The organism is uncultured Deefgea sp. (assembly GCF_947072475.1).
Lineage (GTDB): Bacteria > Pseudomonadota > Gammaproteobacteria > Burkholderiales > Chitinibacteraceae > Deefgea.
This window is the reverse complement of the sequence record NZ_CAMTIA010000029.1, coordinates 1-14,544: the sequence shown is the minus strand read 5'-3', so window position 1 is coordinate 14,544 and position 14,544 is coordinate 1. Positions and strand designations below refer to the sequence as shown.

The following is a 14,544-nucleotide window of genomic DNA, read 5'->3' as shown; positions in this document are numbered from 1 at the left end:
GCAATGCAATAACGCGTGAGGGTGGTGCCAATTTTGTGTCGTCGATTGCGCATTTATAAGCCGTTTTGCTTGATGGCGGGGCTCTATTTAAGTTTGGGATTTAAGCTGTGTTAAGTTCATATTTTCAATTTCAGCCTATCGAACCAGAGGCTGATTTTTCCAGCACGATTGATCAATTGAATGCGCTGCAATTGGCGCGTTTATCGCAAATACAAAATCAGGCCCGCCGTAGTCAGTTTTTGGCCGCCCGGGCTTTGGCCCAGCAGTTATTGCAAAAAAATCACCGCCAATTGGCGCTAAGCCAAGACGATAAAGGCCGACCTGTGGCGGTGGATTGGCCATTTTCGGGCGGATTGTCTTGGAGTCATGGGCAAAATTTTTGCGCTGCTGCCTTAGGGCAGGGGCGGGTTGGCGTAGATTTAGAAACGATACGTGCTCGTCGGCAGTGCTTGGCGATTGCCGAGCAATATTTTGATCCACGCGAGACCGCGTGGCTGGCCGCTTTGAAGGGTGCAGCGCAGTTGCGCGCTTTTTATACCCTGTGGGTCGCCAAAGAAGCCTTGCTCAAAGCCTTGGGGCTGGGCCTTGTTGGCGGTTTAGCGCGCTTTGTTTTATTGCTTGAGCAAGGCCAATGGACTTGCCATAGCCCCGATGCACATCCGTGGTTATTGCAAGTTTGGGAGGTGAGGCCCAATGTTTTATTGGCCTTAGCCAGTGATACGCCACAAGATTGGCAGCAGCTAAATCCTGCGGATGACTGGCAGTTATTGCTTGAGATTGCTTAGAGGCTGTTGACGTTGGGTTTGTTAACCGAGTTTGCGCAAAATCTGACTCGATTTATCCACCAGCAAACTAGGGTTAATGCTCGGTTGAAATGACTGGGTTAGACTGGGGACAGGTTTTTGTCAGCCCAGAGTAGAAGGTTTTTGTAGGTTGGTGCTGAGCTTGCGCAGCCCAACAATCGCGGTAAACGTTGGGCTGCATTTCATTTAGCCCAACCTACGCCCTTGTTACGATAGGTCTTATGCGATTTGCATTAGGCCTCAATGAATGAGCCTCTACTGGACATCACATGACCGCATCAGTCTTCGTCAGCTCAACCTTCGCCGACTTGGAGCGCCATCGTCTCCTTGTCCGCGAAGCTATTGCGCGACTTGAATACAGCTCAAAGGCAATGGAATTCTTTGGCGCGCTCCCAGAAATGCCAAAGGAAGAATGCTTGCGCTTGGTTCGTTCTGCCAACGTCTATGTTGGCATCTTCGGTATGCGGTATGGCTTTATCGACACTGAGTCTGGTAAGTCGCTCACTCAGCTCGAATATGAAGAAGCACAAGCAATACGCCTTCCTAGTCTCATATATCTCATCGACGAAGACTCGCATCCGGTTCTTCCAAAACACGTCGAAACCGGAGTCACTGCTCAAAAATTGAGTGATCTGAAAGTAAATCTGAAAAAGTCTCATGTGGTGAATTTTTTCTCATCCCCAGAAGACTTGTCAGCGAAAGTCACACAAGACGTTGTGCGCTTGCTAGGCACCTTAGCCAAAGCGCCTACTGCGCAGGTCATGTCGCAGCTTGCCGCAAACGCAGTCAGGAGGCACCCTCTCACGGCAGCCAGGTTCGCGTTTCTGCGCGACAAAGTGAAGCACGTATTCGAACATGACGTTCCAGACTCGATCCTGCGAGAGGCTCTGGAACTAATTCTTAGCGGCGACAATATGGCCGCGTCTTTTGTACTGAGTCGCGGTACGCCGATGCCGTTGGATGATGCTGTCGATGGACTCATGGGTATAGAAAAGTTGCTATTTGAAATTCTTCAGCACGGTAGGTTGGGCTAAATGAAATGCAGCCCAACGTTTACCGCGATTGTTGGGCTTCGCAAGCTTAACGGCAATCTACAGCCGCCTCTCAATTGACCGGATCAATGCATGAGCATAGTTTGCTGCATTAGACGGATGGATCATTGCTCAGCATCCGCAGCTTGTCGCACCTTAAAGCAGACTCACGCCGGGCAAGGTTTGCACACTCACGTTGCGCATAATCTCTACAAAATCGGCTAAATACACGCTGTGACTGCGCTCGCTGGGCATGGCGGCGTAGAGCTCTGACGTCAAGCCTTGCTGGGTAATCGGTTTGGCGACGACATAACCGCGCTCTAAATAATGTTGCACGCTCCAACGCGGCAAGGCCGCAATCCCTCGGCGGCTAGCGACCAATTGCAGCATCGCTACGGTGAGCTCAGTTGGGCGGCGCTTGGGGTTGATGCCGGCCGGTTTCAAAACCTTGCGCAGTAAATCGAGCATTTCATCGGGCACGGGATAAGTAATCAGCGTTTCATTGGCAAAATCTTCGGCGTCTAAATACGGCTTATTCGCCAGCGCATGATCGCTCGCCAGTAGCGCAACCATATCGTAGCTAAAGAGCGGTAAATGGCTTAAATCGGCGTGGGACTCGACTTCGGACACAATCGCCAAATCGGCGCGATCTTCAAATAACAGCTGTACCGGATCGGCATGAAAGCCCGATACGATATCAAGCTCAACCTCGGGCCAATGCTGGCGAAATTGATCCATCGCTGGCATTAACCAATCAAAACACGTGTGGCATTCGACCGCGATGCGCAATTGCCCGGCTTGGCCTTCGCGTAAACGCGCAATATCGCGCTCGGTGCTGGCAATGGTTGGCAACACCGTTTGCGCTAATAAAGCCAGCTTTTCACCGGCGGCGGTGAGTTTAAGTGGCGTGGATTTACGCGCAAACAGCGGTAGGCCGTAATGGTCTTCGAGCAAACGCACTTGGTGCGATAAAGCCGATTGGGTTAAATGCAGCCGCTCAGCAGCGCGCGTTAAGCTGCCGCTGTCTTGAATTGCAAGAATGGTTTTTAGGTGACGCAATTCGAGGAGTGACTGCATTAGTAATTCTCATGGCTTGTGTGAAAATAATGAACTGTAATCATAATCAGCTGCGTCGTATGATGCAAATACTATTCATAGAAAGAGGTATTTGTGATGACTACGACTCATACTGCTAAAGCGCATATTTTAGGTTTCCCCCGCATTGGCGCACAGCGCGAATTGAAATTTGCACTAGAAAAATTCTGGCGCGATGAAATCTCTGAAGCCGAACTGGTTCAGGTCGGCCAGACTTTGCGTCGTCGCCACTGGGCTTGGCAAAGCGAAGCCGATCTCGATTGGGTCAGCGTGGGCGATTTTGCTTGGTACGATCAGATTTTAAATACCGCCGCTTTATTGGGCTGCTTGCCAGAGCGCTTTGGTTTTGATCCTAAACGCCTGAGTTTAAGCCAGTATTTTGCCTTGGCTCGCGGCAATGCCGAGCAGCCAGCGCTGGAAATGACCAAGTATTTTGATACCAATTACCATTATTTGGTGCCTGAGCTGTCAAGCGAGAGCACCTTTGATGGCGGTGTTGAATGGTTTTTTCATGAAATTGAAGACGCGCAAACCCAAGGCCACGCAGTAAAAGCGGTGTTGCCCGGCCCATTGACCTTTTTGTGGTTAGCCAAAGCTAAAGACGGGTATAACAAGCTAGACCTTTTGCCTAAAGTGCTAGCGCGCTATACCGCCATTATTGAAAAGCTATCAGCCAAAGGCGTGCGCTTATTACAACTGGATGAGCCGATTTTAGCTTTAGAGCTGCCGTTAGAATGGCAGGCGGCATTTTCGCCAACGTATCAAGAGCTGGCTGGCAAAGGCACGCAAATTTTATTGGCGACGTATTTCGATTCGGTTGAATCGCATGCGCAATTGCTGGCGGATTTACCGGTGGCTGGCGTGCATTTGGATTTGGTGCGCGCACCGGCGCAATTGGCGGCGTTTACGGCGATTTGGCCAAAAAATAAAGTGCTCTCTTTGGGCGTGATTGATGGCCGCAATATTTGGGCTAGCGATTTAAACAAGGTATTGGCCGCTATTGCTGAGCCAGCAAAGGCGCTGGGTGGATACCTCTGGTTAGCACCATCGTGCTCTTTATTGCATAGCCCAGTCGATTTAGAACAAGAAACCCAGCTCGACACTGAATTAAAGTCTTGGTTGGCGTTTGCTAAGCAAAAATTGGCTGAACTGAGCGTGCTTAAAAAAGCCGTTAACGGCAGCGATGTGGCCGATATTTTGGCGCTGAATGCGTTTTCACAAGCGGCGCGCCGTGCCTCGACGCGGATTCATAATCCGGCGGTTGCTGAGCGTTTGGCCAATTTACCGCCGCAATTTGATCAACGCCACGCGCCATTTGCTGAGCGCCAATCGGCGCAGCAACAACGTTTTCATTTGCCACTGCTGCCCACCACCACCATTGGTTCTTTCCCACAAACCAGCCAGATTCGTGCCGCCCGCGCCGCGTTTAAACAAGGTAAGTTAAGCGCTGCCGATTATGAATTGGCGATGCAGGCCGAAATCGCTTTGGCAGTGCAAAAGCAAGATGCGCTGGGTATTGATGTGCTGGTGCATGGCGAGGCCGAGCGCAATGATATGGTTGAATATTTTGGTGAGCAATTGGCCGGCTTTGCCTTTACGCAATTGGCGTGGGTGCAAAGCTACGGTAGCCGCTGCGTGAAGCCGCCGATTTTGTTTGGCGACGTGAGCCGGCCGCAAGCGATGACCGTGGCTTGGTCGACTTACGCGCAAAGCCTGACTACGAAACCGATGAAGGGCATGTTGACCGGGCCAGTGACAATTTTGCAATGGTCGTTTGTGCGCGATGATCAGCCGCGCGCCTTAACTTGCCAACAAATTGCCTTGGCGATTCGCGATGAAGTGCAAGACCTAGAAGCCGCCGGCATTGGGATGATCCAAATTGACGAGCCGGCGTTTCGCGAAGGCTTGCCGCTAAAAAAATCCCAATGGGCGAGTTATTTGGCTTGGGCTGGACAGGCGTTTCGCGTTTCGGCGTCGGGCGTTGGCAATGCCACGCAAATTCACACTCATATGTGCTATTCGGAATTTAACGATATTTTGCCCGAGATTGCCGCGATGGATGCCGATGTGATTACCATCGAAACCAGCCGCTCAGACATGAAGCTGCTCGAGGCGTTTGGCAGCTTTCAGTATCCAAATGAAATTGGTCCGGGTGTTTACGATATTCACAGCCCACGTGTGGCGTCCGTCAATGAAATGCTGCGTTTAATCGCCAAAGCGCTGGAAGTGGTGCCGGCGGAGCGCTTATGGATTAACCCCGATTGCGGTCTCAAAACGCGCGGTTGGCCAGAGACTGAGGCGGCATTGCAGCATATGCTACTGGCGACGCAGCAAGCGCGAGCGGCGATTGCGGCGGGTAAAACCTTGGTGTTTGATGCTTCGCCAACCAGCGCAACCGCGCATGGCGCTTGCGCTTGTCATGGCTCGACTGAGGTTGAACCAGTCTGACGCGGTAATCAAAAAATCTACCGTTTGGACAGTCATGCTGTTCACTTAGAAAAACGCTTTGACGCAGAGACGCAGAGACGCAGAGGCGCAGAGAAAGGCTAATTCAGAATTTAAATCGGTCGAAAATACGGCGATTAAAACTGCGATTTGCTTTTCTTTTCTTTGGTTTGCTCTGCGTCTCTGCGCCTCTGCGTCGGCTTGTTTTACGTTGAAGTGAGGCGCGGTAGATTTTTGCTTAGCGCGCGCCGTAAACCATGCGTTCGGCAAAGCCTCGGCGCAGCCAAGCGCATTGGTCCATGGCCAATAAGCCCAAACTGCGGGCATGCTTGAGCGGCAACGATGAAGAATCAAACAGTGTAATTAATTGATCGGTCACGATGGTTACTAGACCTGCATCGCGCGAACGCAATTTGGCGTAGCGCGCCAAACTCGCCGCTTCGCCCAGTTCACGCGCTGGTGTGGCAGCCAATACATCGGCTAGGGTAGAAGCATCGCGTAAGCCTAAATTTAAGCCTTGCCCAGCAACGGGATGCAGCGTTTGCGCGGCATTGCCAATCAGCACCACGCGCTGGCCGACCACCGAATTGACTGTTTTTAATGCCAGCGGCCAGCTAGCGCGGCCAGTCACTGCAGCAAATCCAGCGACACGATCGGCAAAGCGTTGTTCGACTTCGGCAATAAAATCGGTATCAGACAGCGTTAAGCGCGCAGCCGCTTGTTCCGGTGTTTGCGTCCACACCAAGGTGTAGTTATTACCTGTAGGGAGTAATGCCAGCGGGCCATCATCGGCAAAGCGCTCAAAGGCAATACCCTTGTGCGGCTGCTTAGGCGTCAGCGTGGCAAGCACCGCATGCTGCTCGTAAGATTTAATCGTTTGGCGAATTTCCGGCAGTTGATTGAGTAACTGCCCACCATCGGCCAAGATCACCAAGCGGGAGGATATTTTTTGCTCGCCGCTGGGCGTGGCTAAAGTCAGTTGCGCAAAGCGCGCCAAGCGCTGGATGCGGGTGACTTTACTGGCGAGCGCCAAACGGGCAGGGCCAGTGCTGAGTTGATCGAGCGCGTATTGCGCCAGATTTTGGTATTTCACCACGCTGCCGAGCATCGGTAAGTTCAGCTCATCGGCATTGAGCACAGTACGACCTAAAGTCCCCGCTTGCGAAACGTGCACTTGGGTAATCGGCGTTGCGGCGAGTGAATCGGCCCACAGCTGGCAGGCGGCAAGGCTTTGTTGGCTGGCATACGCAATCGCTAAGGCGCGCGGATCATTGCCGATCGATGCTTTGGCTTCAACCAATAGCGCATCGTGCCCGTTGGCGTAAAGGCGCTGAGCGAGTAAGGCGCCAACTGGGCCGCCGCCAACGATCACAATGTCAACATGCGGTGGAAGTTTGCTGATCAGCATGAGATTCCTAAAGCGGTTTGGTCTGGCGTTTTAAAGTGCCAACAGAAAGCAATAATAAGTAGTGCATGGATGCTTGCCCAAGCGCGCCGCACAAGGCGGCGCTCTTGGGTTGGCTGGCTTATTTTGCCATGATCGCTTCAATGTCGGCGATGGTTTTGGGGCAGGCTGCGGTGAGATTTTCATAACCGTCAGCAGTCACCAGTACATCGTCTTCGATACGAATGCCGATGTTTTCGAACTCTTTGGGTACATTGGCGGCAGGGCGAATATAAAAGCCAGGTTCAACCGTCAGCACCATACCGGCTGCTAGTTTGCGCCATTCACCATCGATTTTATACGCGCCGCAATCGTGCACGTCCAAGCCCATCCAATGGCCGGTGCGGTGCATATAAAACTGCTTATAGCTTTCTTTTTCGATGACTTCATCGAGCGTGCCCTTGAGTAAATTCAAGTCGATCATGCCTTGCGCCAGCACGCGAGTGGCGGCGTCGTGCGGGGCATTCCAAGTGCTGCCAGCGTAAATGCTCGCCAAGGCGGCTTCTTGCGCGGCGAGGGTGATTTCGTACACAGCGCGTTGTGCAGGCGTGAATTTTCCGTTAACTGGGAAAGTGCGGGTGATGTCGCTGGCGTAGCCGGCCACTTCGCAACCGGCGTCGATCAGCAATAAATCGCCGTCATTCATGCGGGCATTGTTTTCGCCGTAATGCAGTACACAGCTATTGGCGCCACTGGCGACAATGCTGTTATAAGCCGGTGAGCGGCTGCCTTGGCGATAATAGTCGTGCAAGATTTCGGCTTCGACTTGATATTCCATTTGCCCTGGCTTGGTAAATTGCATGGCACGTATATGCGCCTGAGTGTTTATTTGCGCTGCTTGGCGCAAGATACCTACTTCATATGCATCTTTAATCAGGCGCATTTCATCGAGCGTAGCGCGCACGTCAAGGATGGTTGTCGGTGCACTCACACCAGTGCGCGCAAGGCCACGCACATCGCTTAACCAGCGATTGATACGGCGATCCCAGCGCATTTCTTTGGCCAGTGGGTAATAGATGCGTGGCTGATTTTGGATGAGTTTTGCCATCCGCATATCGAGCTCTTCAATGGGGTAGGCGGCATCAAAACCGAACTGTTCGGCCGCAGCGGCCGGGCCAAAGCGGTAACCATCCCAGATTTCGCGCTCAATATCTTTGGCGCGGCAGAATAGGATATTTTGCACTTGATCTTTACTGATGACTTGCACCAAAACGGCATCGGGCTCAGTAAAGCCAGTTAAATAGTAAAAGCCAGAATCAAAGCGAAATGGGTAATGACTGTCGGCATTGCGAAGAATCTCTTGGCTGCTCGGTACGATGACAATGCCGGGCTCTAAACGAGCGGCGAGGTTGGCGCGGCGGGTAGTGCAAGCGTTAATCAATGCAGACATACAAACTCCGAGTGAAGCCCTCAAGGCAGAGGGTAATTATACGGCCGCGCCACGGGGCACGGCCGTCAATTTTTACCAAGCACGCTAGCGCGGCTGGATACTAAATATCTAGCAACTTAGCGAGCAATTTTGCTAAATCGAGCGGTGTTATCCACCCCATTGGCGTAGGCTTCGAGTTGATCACCGATTTTACTGTCGATCTGATCAATTCGATCTTGCGGGCTAGGATGGGTGCTAAAAAACAGCGCCACCGCACTATCGCTCGGGCTGACATTGCCTAAGGTTTGCAGCATGCTCACCATGGCATATGGGTTGTAGCCGGCGCGCGCCGCCAGCAGCATGCCGTTAAGATCAGCCGCATATTCGGTGTCTTTGGACAGCCCTTTGATATACAGCCCTTCGGTGGCGGCTTTGGTGGCTTTTTTAGCCAGATCCAGCCGCTCGCCTTGGACTTTGTGATTGAGTACGGCGGTGATGAGTTCTTCGGTAATCGCGCCGCGATTGCTGCTTTTCATCGCTTCGATTTGGTCTTTATTAATCACATGACTGATTTCATGCGCCAAAATCGCCGCCAGTTCTGCTTCGCTGCGTAGTTGATTTAACAAACCCCGGGTAATCAACACATAGCCGCCGGGTGCAGCAAAGGCATTGATATTGGGGCTATCAATCACGCCAAAATGCCAATTGAGCTGCGGTTGCGCCGACTGCGAAGCAATCCAAGTACCGACTTGGTTGACGTAGCGTTGCAGCGCGGCATCTTTGACTAAAGGCGCGGCGCCGAGCAAGGTGGCCATCACATTTTGGCCCATGATGACTTCTTGGCGCGGACCGACCACTTGGTTGGCTTGAACCGTGTTATTAATGATTTTGGTCGCCGATTCGATGTTTTCTGGCGTGAGGTATTTACTTAACTCGTTTAAATCAAAAGCGTGTGCTGGGGCGCTGAGCGCACTAGCGGCGACGAGGCTAAGACATAGGCGGCGGATCATGGACGTCTCCCGGTGTTTGGCGTATTGACGCTGGTATTGCTCAGCGGGGCTACTTTTTTCGGGCTGAGCTGGGCTTGTCTGGCGAGTCGGCTGGCTTCTGCATTGGAGCTTGAATAGCTTTCCATTTTATTGACTTCAGCCATATTCGGCTCGGCGGTTTGGATTTGTTCGGCAGAAAGGCCTTTCACGCCGGTGGTCACGGTTTGCCCTGACGAGCCGGTTTTGATCACATTGCCGAGGGTGGACAGGCCATTATTGCGCGTTGCCGATTGGGTGCGAACGTTAAGCAGTTTAATCCAGCCCACTTGCCCTTGAGGGGTTTTAACTTGCATCCACGCGCCTTGATTTTTTTGGATCTCAATTTTGCTATTGCTGCTTAAAGTGGCAATGCTGCGTGAGTCGGAAAAAGGTTTTTCGCGTAAATCACTATTGCGAATAACAGTACCGCTATCGGCGATCGCCGCCTGAGCGATCAGTAAGAGCAGGGCGCAAACGAGAGGCTTCAAAGTGCTTTCTCCTTGGGTTCAAATAATAAAACGTTTTGCTCACGGCCTTTGACCGGATGCTGGCCGTGGGCAATAAATTCAAAGGGTGCAAAGCTGGCGTCACACGCGGCGCGAGTGGCATCCGAGACTAAAATTCGCGCACAGCCTTTGGTGAGCCCTTCGATTCTAGATGCCAAATTCACTGTATCGCCAATCGCCGTGTAATCCAAGCGCGATGCCGAGCCAATCAGGCCAACCACGGCGGGGCCGGTGTGTAGGCCAATGCCAATCTCAAAGTGCTCAATATCGCTTAATTGCAGTTTAAACGCGTCCAGCGCCGCCGACATTTCCAGCGCAGCGGCAACGGCATGCTGTGCATGCTCGGCATCGTTGGCCGGCGCGCCCCAAAAGGCCATGATGGCGTCACCAATAAATTTATCTAGCGTACCGCCATGCTTAAAAATGATGTCCACTTGCAAGGTAAAGTATTGATTGAGTAGTTGCACAATCGCCGCTGGATCGTGTTTTTCTGATAGCGAAGTAAAGCCGCGAATATCAGAAAATAACACGGTGATTTCTCTTGATTGGGCCACTTGGCCTAAGTCGATATCGCCACTGGCAATCAGTTGCTTGACGACGCGCGCGTCCAAAAATCGAGAAAACAGCGCCACGGCATGCTCACGCGAATTTTTTTCGGTCCAATACGCGATGAGCGCCGCCAGCCAAAAATAAGCCCAAGCCCACAATAAAGACGAGATCAGCGGCAAATAGTAATTGTGGGTCAATCCCAACCACATCAAGCCGAGCGTTAAACCGCTGCTTAAGATCAGAGCCAGCGCTAAGCGCATGGTGTTGATGCCGCGAGCAAATCCCAAAGCGAGTAGGCTGCAAAGCAATAGGGCGAGTAAGCCATACGGCGCGCGTGGCGATTCGATCAGCCAATCTTGGTATTTCAGGTTGTCGATGGCCGTGGCCAAAATATCCACGCCAGGATAGAGCGGCCCCATCGTGGTTGGGCGTAAATCTTGTAGGCCTGGCGCTGCGGTGCCGATGATCACGATTTTGTCGGTAAATTCATTCATCGAGCGGCCTGAATGCTCGCGATTGGCGGCCTGATAAAGATCGGAATACGAAATATGCTGACGCTGCGTTTGCCAATGAATTCGCATGCGCTCAGCTTGGGGCATTGGCCAATTAAAATCTCGCGCTAAGCGCGCAGGGAGTGATGGGATGTGCCAGCCGGCAATGTTTTGATAAATCGAATAGTGACGGCCAATGCCATCGCTATCGGCATTAAAATTAATGGTGCCACCTTGCCATTGCTCGGGGTTAAGTACCCAAGGCAGTAGCAGTATTGCCTTGGCGTCTTTATCAAATATGGGTTGCGGCAATATACCCAGTTGTTTTGGTAGATCTTTGATGGGCGAGGCTTGACCATCACTTAAAGTGAGGTAGGGAAAATAGACTTTGTTTTCTGCTTGGGCGGCTGCGCGTAATGCTTGGTCATGTTCCGGACGAAATACATCGCGCTCATTAAACAATAAATCGAAAACGATGGCTTGCGGTTTTTGGGCGGCGATGTAATGAATCAGTTCAGCATGAATCGAGCGTGGCCAAGGCCAGCGGCCAGCATCTGCGGCGAGATCTTCGAGACTTTTTTGATCGATATTGACCACAACAATATCGGAATGCGCAGGGCGCGCGTTGGCTAATTGGCGTTGTAACATATCGCCAACACGTTGATCGGCGATTTGGCCAAATTGCACGCCAGCAAAATCGAGCACAATGAGACTGGCCAACAAGGCCCAGAGTGCGAAATACGGATGTTTACGCAGCATAAGGTTGCGATATCACAGTAAGCCTTGGGTTTTAACAATGGAAAAAGAGGTAAAGCGTGGCTTTACCTCTTTGTGGTTTATTTTAAACAATACCGCCATTGATATCTAGGCACTTTGCCCTATGGCTTAGGGCCAATTAAAACGCTGGAATCACTGCGCCTTGGTATTTTTCTAAAATAAATTTCTTGGTTTCTGGGCTATGCAAAGCAGCGCCGAGTTTTTTCATTGCCGCACTGTCTTTATTGTCTGGACGAGCCACCAAGATATTGACATACGGTGAGTCGTTGCCTTCGATAATCAAAGCGTCTTTGAGTGGGTTCAATTTTGCTTCAAGTGCGTAGTTGGTGTTGATCAAAGCCACATCAACTTGGCCCAAAATACGTGGCAAGGTAGCTGCTTCTAACTCACGGATTTTAAGTTTTTTCGGGTTTTGCACGATGTCTTTGCTGGTGGCCAAAATGTTTTTATTGTCTTTCAGCTTGATCACACCGGCTTTGTCGAGCAAGAGTAAAGCACGGCCGCCGTTGGTGGCATCATTAGGAATGGCGATGGTCGCGCCATTTTTAAGGTCAGCCAATTTTTTAACTTTGCTTGAGTAAGCGCCAAATGGCTCAACGTGTTCGCCGACCACACTCACCAGATTAGTGCCTTTGCCTTTGTTAAATTCATTCAAGTACGGCTGATGTTGAAAGAAATTACCATCAAGGCGTTTCTCGGCCACTTGCACATTAGGCTGTACGTAGTCAGTGAAGACTTTAATTTCTAAGTCAACGCCTTGTTTGGCGAGCGTTGGTTTAACAAACTCAAGAATTTCAGCGTGCGGTACTGCAGTCGCGCCAATCGAGAGTTTGTCAGCAGCGTGCGCAGAAAAAGCCAGCGTAGCAAGGGCAATAGCAGTGAGTGTTTTTTTCATCTTTAGTATCCAAGCAAAATAATTAAACTTACAGATAGATTGTGCAGTGTTTAGTTGTGCCGTGGGATCAGGGTTTTCCGCTGCGGCACAAGATGAAAATCATTGTAAGTTATTTGCGATTAACTTTATAGAACGGTTTGTTCTTTACTAATTCAAGCGCAGCTTATTTGCGGCTAAAATGAATCACTAGGCGATCGCCGATCATTTGCAAAACTTGCACCAAGACCAGTAGTAAGACCACGGTCACCACCATCACATCGGTTTGAAAGCGCTGATAACCAAAACGAATCGCCAAATCGCCTAAGCCACCGCCGCCAATCACCCCCGACATCGCCGCATACGACACCAAGGTAATCGCAGTGACGGTCACAGCGGCCATCATGCCGGGCATCGCTTCAGGCAGTAAGGCTTTAAACACGATTTGCCGCGTATTAGCACCCATGGCTTGCGTGGCTTCAATAATGCCGCGATCCACTTCACGTAAAGCGGTTTCGACCAAGCGCGCAAAAAATGGCGTTGCGCCAACGACCAAAGGCGGAATTGCGCCGGCCACCCCAAGTGATGTGCCAGTTAGAAGCACGGTGAAGGGGATCATAATGATCAATAAGATCACAAACGGCACTGAGCGCAGAATATTGACCAAAAAGGATAGTACGCCGTAGACATACGGTTGCTCTAATAACTGGCGCTTGGCGGTTAAAAACAACAATACACCCAGTGGCAAACCCAAAATGAGCGTAAACAGCAGCGAGCCACCGAGCATGGACAAAGTATCTAGCGTGGCGTAGCCGATTTCGCTCCAATCGATATTGCTCATCAATTCATTTAGCATGCTCGTAACTCCTCAAAATCAATGCCTTCGGCAGTAAAGCGCGCTAAAGCAGCGCTTACACCGCTATCAGCGCCGGTAAACGCAAGAGTGAGTTGACCACAGGCAGTGCCTTTGATGCGCTCGATGCGACCCGCCAAAATTGAAAAATCAATACCAAAATCGCGCGCCATATCGCCAAGCAGCGATTTATACGTTGATTCACCAATGAAAGTCAGTCGAACGATCTTGCCAGGTACATGGGCAAAGTCTTCAAATTGTTTGTTTTCGTCAACATGCTCGCTTTCAAACACAAAGCGGCGTGTGGTTGGGTGCGCTGGGTGTAAAAAGACTTGCGTTACCGGCCCCATTTCGACGATTTCACCGCCATCAATCACGGCAACACGATCGCAAACGGTACGAATCACGTCCATTTCATGCGTGATTAAAACAATCGTCAGATTGAGTTTTTGATTGATTTCTAATAACAGCTGCAACACCGATTGCGTGGTTTGCGGATCCAGTGCGCTAGTGGCTTCGTCACACAATAATAATTTAGGATTATTGGCCAATGAGCGGGCAATACCGACGCGTTGTTTTTGTCCACCAGAGAGCTGGGCTGGATATTTGTCAGCGTGCTCACTTAAGCCAACCAGCTCAAGTAATTCGGCAACGCGCTGCCCGATTTGGGTTTTATTGAGGCGGCCAGCCACTTGCAATGGAAAGGCAATATTGTTGGCCACGGTTTTGGCTGACAGCAAATTGAAATGCTGGAAAATCATACCAATTTTTTGTCGCTCTAAACGCAGCTCTGCTGTGGATAGTGTTGTGAGATCGATGTCACCGAGCAAAACAGTGCCACCGCTAGGACGCTCGAGTAAATTGATCAAACGAATCAGTGTGGATTTACCAGCACCCGAGTGACCAATTACCCCAAAAATTTCGCCAGCCTCAATATTGAGATCAATGCGCTTGAGGGCGGGGATGTCTTTGCCGTCGACACGATAAGATTTACTTAAGTTTTTTAACTGGATCATGGCTAACCTATTGGCCGCTGAATGGACTGGCGTAGTATTTAATCCGTCGATTCAATACGGCAAGGTAAATGTGTGAACTTAAGCGCAATTTTGCGCGTCATTACGCGGGGAAATAAAATCCGCGCTAGAAAAAACAAAACCCACTGACAAGTCAGTGGGTTTTAAATTTTTGGCGGAAGCGCAGAGATTCGAACTCTGGGTGGACTCACATCCACGACGGTTTTCAAGACCGCTGCCTTAAACCACTCAGCCACGCTTCCGTACTT

The 14,544-nt window shown here is 51.0% G+C and carries 12 protein-coding genes and 1 tRNA gene; 3 read left to right on the top strand and 10 right to left on the bottom strand.

Features of this window, described 5'->3' with window-relative positions; genetic code table 11:
* Positions 1-107: 107 nt before the first annotated feature.
* A complete protein-coding gene (locus Q0V82_RS10435) occupies positions 108-785 on the top strand; it encodes a 4'-phosphopantetheinyl transferase superfamily protein (RefSeq protein WP_297575501.1) in 678 nt (225 codons plus the stop codon).
* Between the two features lie 287 nt (positions 786-1,072).
* Entirely contained in the window at positions 1,073-1,837 is a 765-nt protein-coding gene (locus Q0V82_RS10430) for a DUF4062 domain-containing protein (RefSeq protein WP_297575499.1), read from the top strand.
* 153 nt (positions 1,838-1,990) lie between these two features.
* Here the strand turns inward: Q0V82_RS10430 and Q0V82_RS10425 are convergent, their stop codons facing one another.
* Positions 1,991-2,911 (bottom strand): LysR family transcriptional regulator, encoded by a 921-nt coding sequence (locus tag Q0V82_RS10425; protein WP_226763337.1) that lies wholly within the window; start codon positions 2,909-2,911, stop codon positions 1,991-1,993.
* Positions 2,912-3,007: 96 nt separating this feature from the next.
* On the opposite strand from Q0V82_RS10425, the gene metE reads away from it, so the two are divergent.
* Positions 3,008-5,377 carry a 5-methyltetrahydropteroyltriglutamate--homocysteine S-methyltransferase gene (gene metE, locus Q0V82_RS10420; RefSeq protein ID WP_297575497.1) on the top strand — a complete coding sequence of 790 codons (2,370 nt, stop codon included), beginning with the start codon at positions 3,008-3,010 and terminating at the stop codon, positions 5,375-5,377.
* A 235-nt stretch (positions 5,378-5,612) separates the two neighbouring features.
* Here metE and Q0V82_RS10415 read toward each other — a convergent pair whose 3' ends face one another.
* From Q0V82_RS10415 to Q0V82_RS10375, 9 genes are all read right to left on the bottom strand, one after another.
* Complete coding sequence (locus Q0V82_RS10415) at positions 5,613-6,782, bottom strand: FAD-dependent monooxygenase (RefSeq protein ID WP_297575495.1); 1,170 nt, start codon at positions 6,780-6,782, stop codon at positions 5,613-5,615.
* A 118-nt stretch (positions 6,783-6,900) separates the two neighbouring features.
* A complete protein-coding gene (gene pepP, locus Q0V82_RS10410; protein WP_297575493.1) occupies positions 6,901-8,208 on the bottom strand; it encodes a Xaa-Pro aminopeptidase in 1,308 nt (435 codons plus the stop codon).
* Positions 8,209-8,324: 116 nt separating this feature from the next.
* Positions 8,325-9,197, bottom strand: a complete 873-nt coding sequence (locus Q0V82_RS10405; RefSeq protein WP_297575492.1) for a M48 family metalloprotease — start codon at positions 9,195-9,197, stop codon at positions 8,325-8,327.
* Positions 9,194-9,703, bottom strand: coding sequence for an SH3 domain-containing protein (locus Q0V82_RS10400; RefSeq protein ID WP_297575491.1), 510 nt, complete (start codon positions 9,701-9,703; stop codon positions 9,194-9,196). Before Q0V82_RS10400 ends, Q0V82_RS10405 begins: the two co-directional genes overlap by 4 nt.
* Positions 9,700-11,520, bottom strand: a complete 1,821-nt coding sequence (locus Q0V82_RS10395) for an adenylate/guanylate cyclase domain-containing protein (protein WP_297575490.1) — start codon at positions 11,518-11,520, stop codon at positions 9,700-9,702. The genes Q0V82_RS10400 and Q0V82_RS10395 overlap by 4 nt, the downstream gene beginning before the upstream one ends.
* A gap of 136 nt (positions 11,521-11,656) precedes the next feature.
* Positions 11,657-12,433 (bottom strand): MetQ/NlpA family ABC transporter substrate-binding protein, encoded by a 777-nt coding sequence (locus Q0V82_RS10390; protein WP_221022275.1) that lies wholly within the window; start codon positions 12,431-12,433, stop codon positions 11,657-11,659.
* Positions 12,434-12,596: 163 nt separating this feature from the next.
* Positions 12,597-13,265: a methionine ABC transporter permease gene (locus Q0V82_RS10385; protein ID WP_173533324.1), complete on the bottom strand. Its 669-nt coding sequence runs from the start codon at positions 13,263-13,265 to the stop codon at positions 12,597-12,599.
* Positions 13,259-14,278: a methionine ABC transporter ATP-binding protein gene (locus Q0V82_RS10380; protein ID WP_297575488.1), complete on the bottom strand. Its 1,020-nt coding sequence runs from the start codon at positions 14,276-14,278 to the stop codon at positions 13,259-13,261. The genes Q0V82_RS10385 and Q0V82_RS10380 overlap by 7 nt, the downstream gene beginning before the upstream one ends.
* Positions 14,279-14,448: 170 nt before the next feature.
* Positions 14,449-14,538: transfer RNA gene (locus tag Q0V82_RS10375), tRNA-Ser, on the bottom strand.
* Between the last annotated feature and the right edge of the window lie 6 nt (positions 14,539-14,544).

Bases quoted from the DNA above. Each gene is read 5' to 3' on its own strand.
- Q0V82_RS10380 (WP_297575488.1), bottom strand. From the start codon at position 14,278: ATGATCCAGTTAAAAAACTTAAGTAAATCTTATCGTGTCGACGGCAAA.
- Q0V82_RS10425 (WP_226763337.1), bottom strand. From the start codon at position 2,911: ATGCAGTCACTCCTCGAATTGCGTCACCTAAAAACCATTCTTGCAATT.
- Q0V82_RS10430 (WP_297575499.1), top strand. From the start codon at position 1,073: ATGACCGCATCAGTCTTCGTCAGCTCAACCTTCGCCGACTTGGAGCGC.
- Q0V82_RS10415 (WP_297575495.1), bottom strand. From the start codon at position 6,782: ATGCTGATCAGCAAACTTCCACCGCATGTTGACATTGTGATCGTTGGC.
- metE (WP_297575497.1), top strand. From the start codon at position 3,008: ATGACTACGACTCATACTGCTAAAGCGCATATTTTAGGTTTCCCCCGC.
- Q0V82_RS10385 (WP_173533324.1), bottom strand. From the start codon at position 13,265: ATGCTAAATGAATTGATGAGCAATATCGATTGGAGCGAAATCGGCTAC.
- Q0V82_RS10395 (WP_297575490.1), bottom strand. From the start codon at position 11,520: ATGCTGCGTAAACATCCGTATTTCGCACTCTGGGCCTTGTTGGCCAGT.
- Q0V82_RS10405 (WP_297575492.1), bottom strand. From the start codon at position 9,197: ATGATCCGCCGCCTATGTCTTAGCCTCGTCGCCGCTAGTGCGCTCAGC.
- pepP (WP_297575493.1), bottom strand. From the start codon at position 8,208: ATGTCTGCATTGATTAACGCTTGCACTACCCGCCGCGCCAACCTCGCC.
- Q0V82_RS10390 (WP_221022275.1), bottom strand. From the start codon at position 12,433: ATGAAAAAAACACTCACTGCTATTGCCCTTGCTACGCTGGCTTTTTCT.